Here is a 13702-nt window from a genome sequence, read left to right as displayed (position 1 = left end):
TGGTTGGCTTGGTTTACTGCTGGCTGCCGGCCGGCGTGCCGTCGCCGGTGCTGATGGCCGCCACCGCGCCTTCGGCTTCCACGACCTCCTCCACCGCGGCTTCGCCGGTGTCGCCCTCTTCTTCCTCTTCGAAGACCAGCTCCTCGCTTGGTGCGGCCTGCGCCACTTCGAGCAGGCGCGCTTCGAGCGAGAGGTCGACTTCGTCCCAGCGCACGATGTCGAGCTTGACCTGGGCGCCGCGCGCCACCTGCGGCAGGCCGGCCAGGCGGATCACCAGCGGGATGTCGACCAGGCGCAGCACGTCTTCCTTCAACACCACGGCGTCGGCCTGCTTCGCGTTTTCCTGGCCCAGCCAGCGCAGGCACCAGTAGCGTTCCATGGTCTGCTGGAAGTCGTTGTAGGCCGAGTAGGCGGCATCGAAGGCGGAGACGATCGAGAACAGGGTCGCGTCGCGCGGCTTGAACGGCGCCACCAGGGGCGCGGTCACGCCGTGCTCGGCGCAGGCGATGATCTGCCACTGGTTGACCAGGTCGGTGTAGCGGCGCAGCGGCGAGGTGCTCCAGGCGTACTGGTCGACGCCCAGGCCCTGGTGCGGCGCGGCGTGCGTGACCATGCGCACCTGCATCTTGGCGGCCCAGCCGGCGCCGCTGCCGGCGCCCTGCGAGCGGTAGATGCCCGGCACGCCGGAGTCGTGCAGCAGCTTGCCCCAGGTGCTGTTGGCGAAGATCATCAGCTCGGCGACGATCTTGTCGAGCGGCGCGCCGCGCTTCCTGCGCACGATCGAGACCACGTCGTCCTCGACGTAGAAGTTGAAGTCGACCCGGTTCGCCTGCTCGGGCTTCAGGCCGAAGGCTTCGCGCTTGGCCATGCGGCCCGCTTCCAGCTTCAGGGCCCACTTCCACAGCAGGGAAAGCTCGGCCTTGTGCGGATAGTCGCCTGCGCCGTTTTCCAGCGTCGCCTCGTTGACCACGTCGTCCAGGTCGTTATGGCGCAGGTTGCTCTCGATCGGCACCAGCTCGGCGCGGGTCGTGGTCGACACCAGCGACCAGTCGGCCGGATTGAGCACCGCGTACAGCGACAGCGCCGGGCAGGTGCTGCCTTCGGCCAGGGTGAAGGCGTCCACCACCTCGTCCGGCAGCATGGTGATCTTGTCGCCCGGCATATAAACGGTCGACATGCGGCCGCGCGCGATCTTGTCGATCTCGTCGTCCGGCTTGATGGCCAGGCCCGGCGCGGCGATGTGGATGCCGACGCGCACGTTGCCGTCTTCCAGGTGCTCGACCGAGAAGGCGTCGTCGATCTCGGTGGTGGTCACGTCGTCGATCGAGAAGGCGGCGACCTTGGCGGTCGGCAGGTTGGCCGGGGCGCTCGGCACCGGCAGCGCCGGGAAGCCGACGCCGCGCGGGAAATGTTCGAACAGGAAGCGGCCCATGTGCAGCTCTTTCGGCGAAGCGATGCCCTTCGTTGCCAGCATCAGCCGCGGCGCCGAGGTCTGCAGTTCGCTGGCGGCCGTTTCCATCGCCTTGTACTCGATGGTGTTCTTGTCCGGCTTGAACAGCAGTTGCTGGACGATAGTCGCCATCGCTTCCGGCAGCTTGCCCGCCTTCAGTTCCTCGACATAGGCGGCCTGGATCAGCGCCTGCTGCTTCTTCTTCTCGATGCCGGCCTGGGCCGCGCGCAGCGACTGCTCGGGCGCGGCCTTGTAGCGTCCGCGTCCCTTTTTATAGAAGTAGATCGGGGCCGAGTGCAGGGCCAGCACCAGGCCGGCCGCCTCCACGGGCAACGGCGCATGGCCGAAGTACTCGGCGCCCAGCTCGGCGAAGCCGAATTCTTCCTGGCCGGCTACTTCCCACAGGAACTCGAGGTCGACGTCGGCGGCGATGCCTTTCGCCGCTTCCAGCAGCGCTTCGGGATCGGGTTTCTCGAACTGCAGGAGCACGTCCTTGGCTTTCACCTTGGTGCGCTTGCCGCTTGCCAGTTCTACCTGGTAAGCCTCGCCTGCCTGGGACAGCACCGAGCCGACCTTGAAATCGCCCGACTCTTCAAAAAATACATTCATGTTTCGTTTCGCGTTATAGGTGTTGCGCCCAGATCGAGTACCGCCGGCAAGAATACCTCGGTGACCATCAGCAGGCCTTGACGGCGGCGGTAGACACAACGCCGCGCATAAAATACGTTTCCTTGCAGCTCGCCGCCAAGCGCCTTGTCCAGCTTGTCGACCAGCGGGTGGCCGCGGCGCAGCCTGGCAAATTCCAGTGTCCCGCGCACCACCTTCGGGTCGTAGAACAAGGTGGTGCCGAGCGAACGTTCGCCCAGCGCCGAAAACAGCGGCCAGTCCGCCGCCGTGGCCGACATCGGCACCACGGTGTGGCCGAACACCACCGGCCTGCCGTCGCAGCACAGCAATACCTCGCGCTCCCAGACGCGCTCACGCCGCGGCAGGCCGATCGGTCCCGCTTCTTCGAGCGCGCACAGCGCCGCCTGCTGGTGCAGGCGCCGGACGCGGAAGGCCGCGCTGCTCTTCACCAGGCGCGCGGTCAGCGAACCTGGCGTCGTCAGCCAGTCGCGCATCGTCGCGGGCGCGCGCAGGGCGTCGGCATGGCGATGCCATTTCGCCCGGCGCAGGGAAGCGCTTCTCACCCTGCCTTGCCCGCGCCGGCCCAGTCGACCTGCGGCTGGCAGAAGGCCAGCACCTCGTCCACGTACTGCGGGAATTCCGAGATCGCATGGTCGCTGCCTTCGATCACGTGCTGGCGCGCGCCGGCGTAGTGGGCCACCATGTCGCGGTAGTCCAGGACCTCGTCGCCGGTCGCGGCGATCAGGAAATAGCGCTCGGGACGGGTAATGCGCTCCACCTTCAGTTCGGCCAGCTCGTCGATGTACTCGCGGCGGAACTCGAACGGCTCGCTTGAGTGCCAGGCGGTGGTCACGCCGACGTGCTTTTCCAGGCTCTTCAAGGGATCGACCGAAGGGTTCAGCAGCACCGCCGGCACGTCCAGGCGCTCGGCCAGCCAGGTCGCATAGAAGCCGCCCAGCGAAGAGCCGACGATCGCCAGGTTGTCCGGCGCATGGCGCTCGGCCAGCAGCAGGGCCAGTTCCATCGCCGCTTTCGGCGAGGCCGGCAGTTGCGGGCAGATCAGCTCGCCCGCGCGCCCGGCGGCCGTCATCCGCTCCTGCACCACGCGCGCCTTGAACGAGCGCGGCGAGGAGCGAAAGCCGTGCAAATAGAGAATCATGTCGTCAGGGCCTCGAGCAGCTTCTGGTGCACGCCGCCGAAACCGCCGTTGCTCATCACCAGGATGTGGTCGCCCGGCTGGGCCGCCTGCACGATGGCCTGCACCATGTAGTCGATCTGGTCGAAGCTGTGGGCGATCGCGCCCAGCGGCTTGAGGGCGTCGGCCAGCGACCAGCCCAGCGCCTGCTGGCTGCCGAAGCCGAACACGAGGTCGGCATCCTTCAGGCTCCCCGGCAGCGCATCCTTCATCGCGCCCAGCTTCATGGTGTTCGAGCGCGGCTCGAGCACGGCCAGGATGCGGCCCGAGGTCCCGATGCGCTGGCGCAGGCCGCCGACCGTGGTCGCGATCGCGGTCGGGTGGTGGGCGAAGTCGTCGTAGACGGTGACATTGTTCACCACGCCGCGCACTTCCATGCGCCGCTTGACGCTCTGGAAGCGCGACAGCGATTCGACCGATTGCGCCACCGGCACGCCGACGTGGCGGGCGGCGGCGATCGCGGCCAGCGCGTTCGAACGGTTGTGCTTGCCGGTCAGTTCCCAGTGGACCGTGCCCTGAGTCTCGCCATTGAAGACGACGTCGAAGCTGGCGCCGCCCGGATGCTCGACCAGCGACCAGTCCACGCCCTCGGACAAACCGAAGGTTTCCTTCTCGCTCCAGCAGCCGCGCTTGATCACGCGCGCCAGCGAGGCTTCGTCGCCGTTGACGACCAGACGGCCCACGCCCGGCACGGTGCGCACCAGGTGGTGGAACTGGGTCTCGATGGCGCCGATGTCCGGGAAGATGTCGGCGTGGTCGAATTCCAGGTTGTTCAGCACGGCGGTCTTGGCGTGGTAATGCACGAACTTGGAACGCTTGTCGAAGAAGGCGGTGTCGTATTCGTCAGCCTCGATGACGAAGAAGTCCGATTCGGTCGCGCCTTGCAGGCGCGCCGAGATGCCGAAGTTCATCGGCACGCCGCCGATCAGGAAGCCCGGCGCGTAACCCGCGTCTTCCAGGATCCAGGCCAGCATCGACGAGGTCGTGGTCTTGCCATGGGTGCCGGCCACGGCCAGCACCCATTTATTGCGCAAAATATGTTCCCCGATCCATTGCGGACCCGACATGTACGGCAGGCCGCGGTTCAGGATTTCCTCGATCAGCGGATTGCCGCGGGTCATGACGTTGCCGACCACGTAGAGGTCGGGATTCAGCGACACCTGCTCCGGACCGTAACCCTGGATCAGTTCGATGCCCTGGGCTTCGAGCTGGGTGCTCATCGGAGGATAGACGTTGGCGTCGCAACCGGTGACGCGGTGGCCGGCCTCCTTGGCCAGGACCGCCAGGCCGCCCATGAAGGTGCCGCAAATGCCGAGGATATGAATGTGCATGGTCGTGGGAAAAAAAGCGAATACGCGATTTTACCCGACGCGATGCCGTTTTCCGTTCAAGAGTATGATCTGCCTCATGATGCCAAGCCAGAACAATGACCTACTTCAGCTGCGCGCCGAGATCGCCGCAACGGCCGCGCGCATGATCGCCCAGGACGGCGCCGACTACGCCACCGCCCGCCGCAAGGCCGCACGCCAGGTGCTCGGCGTGGACCAGCCGGCCCCCAACCTGATGCCCGACAATATCCAGATCGAGGACGAGGTCCGTAAATACCAGTCCCTGTTCGGCGGCAGCGCGCATGCCGAACGCGTGCGCCAATTGCGCGAGACCGCGCTGCAGGTGATGGATGCGCTGGCCGACTTCCGCCCCTATCTCACCGGCGCGGTACTGAACGGCACCGCCGGCGAGCACGACGACATCCACCTGCAACTGTTCGCCGACAGCGCCAAGGAGGTCGAGATTTTCCTCCTGAACCGCAACGTCAATATAGAGATCTCCGAAACCCCGCACTTCAAGGGTGCGCGCCATGAGCCGGTTGAAACGGTGAGCTTCCTGTGGCATAAGGAAGCGGTGCACGCCGAGTTGTACGATTTTCATGACTTGCGTGGGGCACTCAAGCCGCGCGCCGATGGCCGCCTGCAGCGTGTCGACGCGGCCGGCCTGCGCGCCTTGATGACGACCGATGAATCTCTGGAACAGGACGAATGAATAAAAAGAAGCTGGCCGCCTTCGCGGCCGTGGCGGTACTCTTCGGCGCGCTCGGCGCTTATCTGGGTGTCAAGAAACAGCCGCAAGGCCCGGTCACCACCGCCATCGCTCCGACCGGCGGCCCGGCCCACAGCGCCTCGACGCACTTATATGCGCAATCGCTCAACGACCTGGCCGGCAAGACCGAGTCGCTGGACAAGTGGAAAGGCAAGCCGCTGCTGGTGAACTTCTGGGCTACCTGGTGCGCTCCCTGCGTGCAGGAGATGCCGGAACTGTCGGCGCTGGCGGATGAAGAAGCTGGCAAACGCTTCAACGTGATCGGCATCGGCATCGATTCGCCGTCGGCGATGAGCGAATTCGCTGCCAAGCACAACATCAAGTACCCGCTGTACGTCGGCGGAATGGGCGGCACCGAGCTGTCGCGCGGCTTCGGCAATCCGAGTGGCGGCCTGCCGTTTACGGTCCTGATCGGCGCCGATGGCCAGGTAAAGAAGACCTATCTGGGCAAGCTGAAGTTCGACGAACTGAAGGCGGACCTGGCGGCACTCTAGGGCTCGCGAACGGTCGTTCTTTTCCGAACTCCGCCCAAGTCACGCTTATCCGCACTGAATTTTATTGCTTGCCAATACGTATTGTTGGCGGCAAAATGCGTCACTTTCGAGCATAGACTCTACAAAAACATGGCGAAAAAGCTACTGCTGCTCAACGGTCCCAATCTGAATCTGCTGGGAACCCGGGAGCCTGCGGTGTACGGCGCGGCAACGCTGGCCGACATCGAAAGCGCTGCGACGGCTCAGGCTGCCGCAGCGGGCGGATCGCTTTCCTGCTTTCAGAGCAACCACGAAGGTGCGCTGATCGACCGCATCCACGCCGCCCGTGACGAGGGCGTGGACGCGATCGTCATCAATCCTGGCGGGCTGACCCACACGAGCGTGGCACTGCGCGATGCGCTGGCCGCGGTGGCGATCCCGTTTATTGAGGTACATATCTCAAACATTTACCAGCGTGAAGCGTTCCGGCATCACTCGTACCTGGCGGCGATCGCCCGCGGGACGATCTGCGGACTGGGCGTGGACGGATATCGGTTTGCCATCGACTTTGCGCTTAAATAGCGTTAATCTACGTCAACTTCATGCATCATGCGCGGATGCGCCCTCGTATTGGCGCTTCGCTTACTCTTAAAACACAAATAATTCCAAGGGGTTTCACATGGATCTTCGTAAACTCAAGACTTTGATCGACCTCGTCGCCGAATCGGACATCGCTGAACTCGAAGTGACCGAAGGCGAGAGCAAGGTCCGCATCGTCAAGTCGTCCGCAATGCCCCAGAACCAGATGGTGATGCTGCCGTCCGCCGGCGTGCAGCAGTACTCGGCGCCGGCCGCCCCGGCCGCGGCGCCTGCCGCTCCGGCGGCCGCTCCGGCCCCCGCCGTCGCCGCCGAGCCGACCGGCCACGTCGTCAAGTCGCCGATGGTCGGCACCTTCTACCGTTCGTCGGCACCGGGCGCGCCCGCCTTCGTCGAAGTCGGCGCCAACATCAAGGAAGGCGACACCCTGTGCATCATCGAAGCGATGAAGCTCCTGAACGAGATCGACGCCGACGTGTCCGGCGTGGTCACCAAGATCCTGGTGGAAAATGGCCAGCCGGTCGAATTCGGCCAGCCGCTGTTCGTGATCGGCTAATCGTTAGCCCCGCCGGCCGTGACTTCTTCGCGGCCCATGATCCGAACCCAGCCGGCGCCCGACGCCGGCTTTCTCTCACCTACCCAAGCTAACCATGTTTGAAAAAATCCTCATCGCCAACCGTGGTGAAATCGCGCTGCGTATCCAGCGCGCCTGCCGCGAAATGGGCATCAAGACGGTGGTCGTTCACTCGGAAGCGGACAAGGACGCCAAGTACGTGAAACTGGCCGACGAATCGGTCTGCATCGGCCCGGCGCAGTCGTCGCTGAGCTACCTGAACATGCCGGCCATCATCAGCGCCGCCGAAGTCACCGACGCCGAAGCGATCCACCCGGGCTACGGCTTCCTGTCCGAGAACGCCGACTTCGCCGAGCGCGTGGAAAAATCGGGCTTCGTCTTCATCGGCCCGCGCTCCGACTCGATCCGCCTGATGGGCGACAAGGTCTCGGCCAAGCAGGCCATGATCCGCGCCGGCGTGCCTTGCGTGCCGGGTTCGGACGGCGCCCTCTCGGACGATCCGAAGGAAATCATCCAGACCGCGCGCCGCGTCGGCTACCCGGTCATCATCAAGGCCGCCGGCGGCGGTGGCGGCCGCGGCATGCGCGTCGTGCACACCGAAGCGGCCCTGCTGAACGCCGTGCAGATGACCAAGACCGAAGCCGGCACCGCCTTCGGCAATCCGGAAGTCTATATGGAGAAGTTCCTGGAAAATCCGCGTCACGTGGAAATCCAGGTGCTGGCCGACGAGCACAAGAACGCCGTCTGGCTGGGCGAACGCGACTGCTCGATGCAGCGCCGCCACCAAAAGGTGATCGAGGAAGCGCCGGCGCCGGGCATCCCGCGCAAGCTGATCGAGAAGATCGGCGACCGTTGCGCCGAAGCCTGCCGCAAGATCGGCTACCGCGGCGCCGGCACCTTCGAATTCCTGTACGAGAACGGCGAGTTCTACTTCATCGAGATGAACACCCGCGTGCAGGTCGAACACCCGGTCACCGAAATGATCACCGGCATCGACATCGTGCAGGAACAGATCCGCATCGCCTGCGGCGAAAAATTGCGCTTCCGCCAGCGCGACATCATGCTGTCGGGCCACGCGATCGAGTGCCGCATCAACGCCGAGGATCCGTTCAAGTTCACGCCGTCGCCGGGCCGCATCACCAGCTGGCACCCGCCGGGCGGTCCTGGCATCCGTGTCGATTCGCACTCGTATGCGGGATATTATGTTCCACCTCATTACGACTCGATGATCGGCAAGGTAATTTCCTACGGTGCAACGCGCGAGCAGGCAATTCGCCGCATGCAAATTGCGCTCTCGGAAATGGTGGTCGAGGGTATCCTCACCAACATCCAGCTGCACCGCGAACTGATGGTGGACGCCCGCTTCATCGAAGGCGGCACCAACATCCATTACCTGGAGCAGAAGCTGGCCAACCGCCCGGACACCAAAGTGACCCTGGGCACGGACAATAAGGCTGAGGCATGAGCTGGACTGAAGTCGTCATCGAAATCGCACGCGAGCACGCTGAGGCGCTCTCCGACGCCTTGATGGAAGCGGGCGCGCTGTCGGTATCGGTGGAAGACGCCGACGAAGGCACCGAGCAGGAAAATCCCCTGTTCGGAGAACCCGGCATGGAACCGCTTGAGGCGGCCTGGGACCACAGCCGCGTGGTCGCCCTGACCGATACGGACGCGGACCAGGCGGCGATCGTCGCCGAAGCCGCAGCCGCCATCAAGCTGGCGAATCCCCCTGCATTCACCACCCGTTCGGTGGCGGATGCCGACTGGGTGCGCCTGACCCAGTCGCAGTTCGAGCCTATCCACATCGGCAAGAACATCTGGGTCGTGCCGAGCTGGCACGAGGCGCCGGAGCCAAGCGCCCTGATCCTCGAACTCGATCCGGGCCTGGCCTTCGGCACCGGCAGCCATCCGACCACCCGCCTGTGCATGGAGTGGCTGGAAGCGCACCCGGCGCCCGGCAAATCGGTGCTGGACTACGGCTGCGGCTCGGGCATCCTGGCGATGGTCGCCAAGAAGCTGGGCGCTGCCGACGTCGCCGGCGTCGACATCGACCCGCAGGCGATCGAATCGGCGAAGTCGAACGCCGAGCGCAACCGCTGCGAGATCGACTTCTACCTGCCGGACGCCTTTGCCGTTGCGCCGAACGAGCGCCACGCCAAGGGCCAGTTCGACATCGTGGTGGCCAACATCCTCTCGAGCCCATTGAAGCTGATGGCGCCGATGCTGTCCGGCCGCGTGGCGCCGGGCGGTTCGCTGATCCTGTCGGGCGTGCTGGCGCGCCAGGCCGAGGAAGTGGCCGCCGCCTACGCACCTTTCATCAAGCTGGGCGTCTGGGCCGAGCAGGACGGCTGGGTCGCCCTTCACGGCACGCTCGGCCAGGACACCGCACCGCCCGCGCGTAGCTCCACTCCTCAATAAGGAGAGCCCGGCATGGCGCTCGCCACTCAATGCCCCCACTGCGGCACGATGTTCCGGGTCGCCTCGGACCAGCTCAAGCTACGTGGGGGCATCGTGCGCTGCGGCGCCTGCCAGGAAATCTTCGACGGCAGCGCCACCCTGGTCGACCTCGACGCCCCGCCGGCGCGCGCGCCGGTGGCGCCGCAGCCGGCCGTTCCTTCCGCTGCCTCTGCCGCATCTGCTGCCGCACCTGCTGCCGAAGCACCTGCCGCGGTTGCTGCCGCATCGCCTTCCCCTGCCCCCGAAACGGCTCCTGTCGCCGAACCGGAACCGGATCCCCCGCCCTTCACCATCGTCGACGGTCCGGCGGAGTCGTCCGATGCCGTGAGCGACGCGGCGGCGCCGGATTTCGACGGGCAGCCGGTCTACACGCTCGACTTCGACCACACCTTCGACCCGTTCGGCATCCTGCCGAAGGTCAACGCGGACGAGGCGAATCCGGAGCCTGCGGCGCAAGCCCTGCCGGCCGAGGCCGGCCCCCTGGCCGAGACGGCGCCGGAGGAACCGGCGGCGGCGCTCGAGGCCGAGGCAGCCGCCGCAGCGCCCGTCGAGGCTGCGCCGATGGAAGCGGAAACCTCGGCGGCGGCGGAAACCGCGGCGCAGGCGGAAGTCGCGCCCGAACCGGCCGCCGCCGAGGCCGCGCCGATCGAGACGGCGCCTGCCGCCTTGACGCCTGACGAAACGGCATCCATCGAACCAACGCCGGCGCCTGTGGCGCCGGTACGCACCGACGAGAAAAAGCCGGCCGCGGCAATGCCGGCGCCTTCCTCCGGATCGCGACGCATCGAACCCAGCCTCGGCCTGCCCGTGGACGAAGAACTGGTGGCCCAGCCGCTGCCCGACCACGCACCCGAACCGGCAAGCAAGGCCCCGGCGCCGCGCGCGGCGGATGCGCCGCCGCTGCCGATGCGCGAAGCCGCGGCCAGCGTCATCAACGCGCACGCGCCCAGCCTGCCCAGCGCGCCGCCGGTGGCGCGCACGCCGGCCGCCCGCCGCGCCGAAAAGGCGGCCGCGCGCCGCTCGCGCCTGACCCCGACCAAAATCGACGCGCCGCCGAAGATCCGCGTGCCCGAGAGCGACGAGCCCGAATTCGTCCGCCGCGGGCGCCAGCAGGAGCAGAGCGGCCGCACGCGCAAGATCGCGATGCTGGCCGGCTCGATCGTGCTGCTGCTGATCCTGGTCGCGCAGGGCGTAATTACCTTCCGCAACGCGCTGGCCGCGCGCTTCCCGGCCGCCAAACCGGCGCTGGTATCGAGTTGCGCGCTGCTCGGCTGCCGCGTCGAGCTGCCGGCCCAGATCGACAACCTCGTGATCGAGACCGGCGAACTGACCACCCTCGGCGGCGGCGCCTATGCCTTCACCACGCAGCTCGCCAACCAGGGCGCGGTGCCCCAGGCCTGGCCGAGCCTGGAACTGTCCCTGACCGACGCCAACGACAAGCCGCTGGTGCGCCGCGTGTTCGCGCCGCGCGACTACTTGAAATCGGGTTCCAGCCCGGGTGCCGCGGCTGCGGCCACCGGACTTGCGCCACGCGTCGAACAAGCGATCACGCTCCACTTCCGCGTGGACGACCTTCAACCATCCGGCTACCACATCGCCGTTTTCTACCCCTGACAGAACATGACCCACCCTACCCTGATCTGCGGATCGCTGGCATTCGACAAGATCATGCAGTACCACGGCCGCTTCGCCGATACCCTGCTGGCTGACCAGCTGCACCGCGTGAACGTCTCCTTCCTGGTCCCGACCCTGCGCACCGAATACGGCGGCTGCTCGGCCAACATCGCCTACAACCTGAATCTGCTGGGCGGCGATCCGCTGATCATGGCGACCATCGGCCAGGACGGCGCCGACTACCTCGAGCGCCTGCGCAACTTCGGCATCAAGACGCGCGCCATCAAGACCATCGGCGATGCCTACACCGCCCAGTGTTTTGTTACGGCCGACCAGGACAACAACCAGATCAACGCCTTCCACCCGGGCGCGATGCAGTTCTCGCACGAGAACAACGTCGCCGACTGCGGCCCGCTGCGCGTGGCGATCATCGCGCCGGACGGCCGCGACGGCATGCTCAAGCACGCGCGCGACTGCGCCGCGCTGGGCATCCCCTTCATGTTCGATCCGGGCCAGCAACTGCCGATGTTCAGCGGCGAAGAACTGCTCGCCTTCATCGAGCAGGCCACCTACCTGGCGGCGAACGACTACGAGTTCGAGATGATCATGGACCGCACCGGCCTGACGCTGCAGGACATCGCATCGCGCCTGGACGCGCTGATCGTCACCCGCGGCGAAAAGGGTTCCGAGATTTATGCCGGCGGCGAACGCTACGACATCCCGGCGGTGCCGGCAGCGGCCGTGGTCGACCCGACCGGCTGCGGCGACGCCTACCGCGCCGGCCTGCTGTACGGCATCGCCCAAGGCTATGACTGGAAGACCAGCGGCAGCATCGCCAGCCTGCTCGGCTCGATCAAGATCGCCCACCAGGGCGGCCAGAACCACAGCTTCACCCCCGCCGAGATCGCCGACAAATTCGAAGCCGCCTTCGGCTACCGCTTCAAGTAAGCCGATACGCTGACCGCAGGGTGGGCACTCCGTGCCCACACGTTACGTGCGGGGCACTTGGCCACCTGCCGCAACGCTCCGCCCGCACCGCCAAGCGCGAGCCACGAACCGCAAGACTAGAAACGCAAAACAAAAAAAGGGCAGCCTCGGCTGCCCTTTTTCACATCCGTACCATGACTCAATACGGCCCCGGAATCAGCATCCGCAGCACGTACAGCGCAATCTGCAGCAGCAGCACCGCCACCAGCACCGACAAGTCCAGCCCGCCGATCGGCGGCACCACGCGGCGGATCGGCCGCAGCAGCGGATCGTTCAGCGCGTGCACGAAGGGCGCCAGCGGCGCGTGGGGATTCACCCAGCTGAAGATCGCCTCGATGATCAGGAGCGCCACGAAGCCGTAGATGATCCACTTCACGAAGCGCGCCAGCGCCAGCAGGAATACTTCCTGCCCGCTGGCCCCGACCAGCAGGTAGATGGAGGTGGCCAGCAGCACCACCAGGAAAGCGCCGAGCAGGCTCGCCCAGTCGTAGCCGCCGGCGCCCGGCACCACGCGGCGCAGCGGCTTGACCAGCCAGTCGCTCAGTGTGAACGTGAACTGTGCCACGGACGCCGGGGGACGCACCCGGATGGCCTGCATCCAGAAACGCAGAAGCAGCACCGCGCCCAGCACGCTGGCGGCGGTATCGACGATCAACTGAAGAATGGGCAGCACGAAGACTCCTTGAGATGAAAACCTATTTCGGTAGGAATGCCTTGCTGCGGGCAAGCCATCAGCTTTCAGCCTACTGAAATAGATTCGAAAAAAAACCGCTGTGCGACGATATCACACAGCGGTATTTTGCCCTAAGCGGGCTCGGCTTGCCGTTACGGACGGCTGCTGGTCGGGAACGGCCATGCGGCGGCCGGCGCCAGCACGGTCTTCGCGGCCGGTGCCGGAGCGGCCGGCTTGGCTTCGCCGCTCGCTTCTTTCGAAGCTTGCTTGGCTGCCTGCGGCTTCGCCTCTGCTTCCTTGGCTGCCTTCTTGGCTGCCGGCTTCTTGGCCGCAGGCTTGGCCGCCGCTTCCGGCTTGGCTTCGGCTTTCGCTTCCGGCTTCGCTTCAGCCTTGGCTTCCGGCTTCGCTTCGGCCTTCATTTCCGGCTTTGCCTCGGCCTTGACTGCCGGTGCTGCCGGCTTGGCCGCGGTTGCCGCTTCCGGCTTGGCGTCGGCCTTCATTGCGGTCTTGGCTGCCGGCTTGGCTGCGGTTTTGCTTGCTGCGGTCTTGGCCGGGGCTTTCGCTGCGGTCTTGGTCTCGGCGGCCTTGGCCGGAGCTTTTGCTGCGGTCTTGGTTGCGGCAGCTTTGGCCGGAGCTTTGGCCGGAGCTTTGGCTGCGGTCTTGGTCGCGGCTGCCTTGGCCGGAGCTTTTGCCGCGGTCTTGGCTGCCGACTTGGCCGGAGCTTTTGCTGCGGTCTTGGTCGCGGCTGCCTTGGCCGGAGCTTTTGCCGCGGTCTTGGTTGCTGCCGACTTGGCCGGAGCTTTTGCCGCGGTCTTGGTTGCGGCTGCCTTGGCCGGCGCTTTTGCCGCGGTCTTGGTTGCTGCCGACTTGGCCGGCGCTTTTGTCGCGGTCTTGGTTGCTGCCGCCTTGGCCGGAGCTTTTGCCGCGGTCTTGGTTGCTGCCGACTTGGCCGGAGCTT

General features: G+C 66.0%; 14 protein-coding genes. 8 read left to right on the top strand and 6 right to left on the bottom strand.

Annotated features, from left to right (window positions below; translation table 11 throughout):
- Positions 1-13: 13 nt before the first annotated feature.
- The 4 genes from RT688_RS11790 to mpl are packed head-to-tail and all read right to left on the bottom strand — an operon-like array spanning position 14 to position 4603.
- Positions 14-2059 (bottom strand): RNB domain-containing ribonuclease, encoded by a 2046-nt coding sequence (locus RT688_RS11790; protein ID WP_313705071.1) that lies wholly within the window; start codon positions 2057-2059, stop codon positions 14-16.
- A complete protein-coding gene (locus tag RT688_RS11785) occupies positions 2056-2640 on the bottom strand; it encodes a chorismate lyase (RefSeq protein WP_313705070.1) in 585 nt (194 codons plus the stop codon). The genes RT688_RS11790 and RT688_RS11785 overlap by 4 nt, the downstream gene beginning before the upstream one ends.
- The gene (locus tag RT688_RS11780) at positions 2637-3236 is read right to left on the bottom strand and encodes a YqiA/YcfP family alpha/beta fold hydrolase (RefSeq protein WP_313705069.1); all 600 of its coding nucleotides are present in this window, start codon (positions 3234-3236) and stop codon (positions 2637-2639) included. The genes RT688_RS11785 and RT688_RS11780 overlap by 4 nt, the downstream gene beginning before the upstream one ends.
- On the bottom strand, positions 3233-4603 hold the full coding sequence (gene mpl, locus RT688_RS11775) for a UDP-N-acetylmuramate:L-alanyl-gamma-D-glutamyl-meso-diaminopimelate ligase (RefSeq protein ID WP_313705068.1): 1371 nt from the start codon (positions 4601-4603) through the stop codon (positions 3233-3235). Before mpl ends, RT688_RS11780 begins: the two co-directional genes overlap by 4 nt.
- 76 nt (positions 4604-4679) lie before the next feature.
- On the opposite strand from mpl, the gene RT688_RS11770 reads away from it, so the two are divergent.
- From RT688_RS11770 to RT688_RS11735, 8 genes are all read left to right on the top strand, one after another.
- Positions 4680-5312: a hypothetical protein gene (locus RT688_RS11770; protein ID WP_313705067.1), complete on the top strand. Its 633-nt coding sequence runs from the start codon at positions 4680-4682 to the stop codon at positions 5310-5312.
- Entirely contained in the window at positions 5309-5863 is a 555-nt protein-coding gene (locus RT688_RS11765) for a TlpA disulfide reductase family protein (protein WP_313705066.1), read from the top strand. Before RT688_RS11770 ends, RT688_RS11765 begins: the two co-directional genes overlap by 4 nt.
- A gap of 129 nt (positions 5864-5992) precedes the next feature.
- The gene (aroQ, locus tag RT688_RS11760; RefSeq protein ID WP_313705065.1) at positions 5993-6424 is read left to right on the top strand and encodes a type II 3-dehydroquinate dehydratase; all 432 of its coding nucleotides are present in this window, start codon (positions 5993-5995) and stop codon (positions 6422-6424) included.
- 97 nt (positions 6425-6521) lie between these two features.
- On the top strand, positions 6522-6995 hold the full coding sequence (accB, locus tag RT688_RS11755; protein WP_313705064.1) for an acetyl-CoA carboxylase biotin carboxyl carrier protein: 474 nt from the start codon (positions 6522-6524) through the stop codon (positions 6993-6995).
- A gap of 94 nt (positions 6996-7089) precedes the next feature.
- Positions 7090-8478, top strand: a complete 1389-nt coding sequence (gene accC / locus RT688_RS11750; protein WP_313705063.1) for an acetyl-CoA carboxylase biotin carboxylase subunit — start codon at positions 7090-7092, stop codon at positions 8476-8478.
- Positions 8475-9431, top strand: a complete 957-nt coding sequence (gene prmA, locus RT688_RS11745; protein ID WP_313705062.1) for a 50S ribosomal protein L11 methyltransferase — start codon at positions 8475-8477, stop codon at positions 9429-9431. The genes accC and prmA overlap by 4 nt, the downstream gene beginning before the upstream one ends.
- Positions 9432-9443: 12 nt before the next feature.
- The gene (locus tag RT688_RS11740) at positions 9444-11084 is read left to right on the top strand and encodes a DUF3426 domain-containing protein (RefSeq protein WP_313705061.1); all 1641 of its coding nucleotides are present in this window, start codon (positions 9444-9446) and stop codon (positions 11082-11084) included.
- A 6-nt stretch (positions 11085-11090) separates the two neighbouring features.
- The gene (locus RT688_RS11735) at positions 11091-12032 is read left to right on the top strand and encodes a carbohydrate kinase family protein (RefSeq protein ID WP_313705060.1); all 942 of its coding nucleotides are present in this window, start codon (positions 11091-11093) and stop codon (positions 12030-12032) included.
- A gap of 178 nt (positions 12033-12210) precedes the next feature.
- Here RT688_RS11735 and RT688_RS11730 read toward each other — a convergent pair whose 3' ends face one another.
- Positions 12211-12744: a YggT family protein gene (locus RT688_RS11730; RefSeq protein WP_313705059.1), complete on the bottom strand. Its 534-nt coding sequence runs from the start codon at positions 12742-12744 to the stop codon at positions 12211-12213.
- Positions 12745-12896: 152 nt separating this feature from the next.
- Positions 12897-13702 (bottom strand): transcriptional regulator (locus tag RT688_RS11725; RefSeq protein WP_313705058.1); only part of this gene is annotated, 806 nt, incomplete at its 5' end.

This window comes from Massilia sp. (assembly GCF_032106685.1).
Classification (GTDB): domain Bacteria; phylum Pseudomonadota; class Gammaproteobacteria; order Burkholderiales; family Burkholderiaceae_D; genus Telluria.
This window is presented reverse-complemented; position numbering and strand designations above follow the sequence as displayed.

Excerpts from the sequence above, each read along its gene's own strand:
- RT688_RS11735 (WP_313705060.1), top strand. The coding sequence starts at position 11,091 with ATGACCCACCCTACCCTGATCTGCGGATCGCTGGCATTCGACAAGATC.
- RT688_RS11765 (WP_313705066.1), top strand. The coding sequence starts at position 5,309 with ATGAATAAAAAGAAGCTGGCCGCCTTCGCGGCCGTGGCGGTACTCTTC.
- aroQ (WP_313705065.1), top strand. The coding sequence starts at position 5,993 with ATGGCGAAAAAGCTACTGCTGCTCAACGGTCCCAATCTGAATCTGCTG.
- accC (WP_313705063.1), top strand. The coding sequence starts at position 7,090 with ATGTTTGAAAAAATCCTCATCGCCAACCGTGGTGAAATCGCGCTGCGT.
- RT688_RS11740 (WP_313705061.1), top strand. The coding sequence starts at position 9,444 with ATGGCGCTCGCCACTCAATGCCCCCACTGCGGCACGATGTTCCGGGTC.
- RT688_RS11790 (WP_313705071.1), bottom strand. The coding sequence starts at position 2,059 with ATGAATGTATTTTTTGAAGAGTCGGGCGATTTCAAGGTCGGCTCGGTG.
- prmA (WP_313705062.1), top strand. The coding sequence starts at position 8,475 with ATGAGCTGGACTGAAGTCGTCATCGAAATCGCACGCGAGCACGCTGAG.
- mpl (WP_313705068.1), bottom strand. The coding sequence starts at position 4,603 with ATGCACATTCATATCCTCGGCATTTGCGGCACCTTCATGGGCGGCCTG.
- accB (WP_313705064.1), top strand. The coding sequence starts at position 6,522 with ATGGATCTTCGTAAACTCAAGACTTTGATCGACCTCGTCGCCGAATCG.
- RT688_RS11770 (WP_313705067.1), top strand. The coding sequence starts at position 4,680 with ATGATGCCAAGCCAGAACAATGACCTACTTCAGCTGCGCGCCGAGATC.
- RT688_RS11780 (WP_313705069.1), bottom strand. The coding sequence starts at position 3,236 with ATGATTCTCTATTTGCACGGCTTTCGCTCCTCGCCGCGCTCGTTCAAG.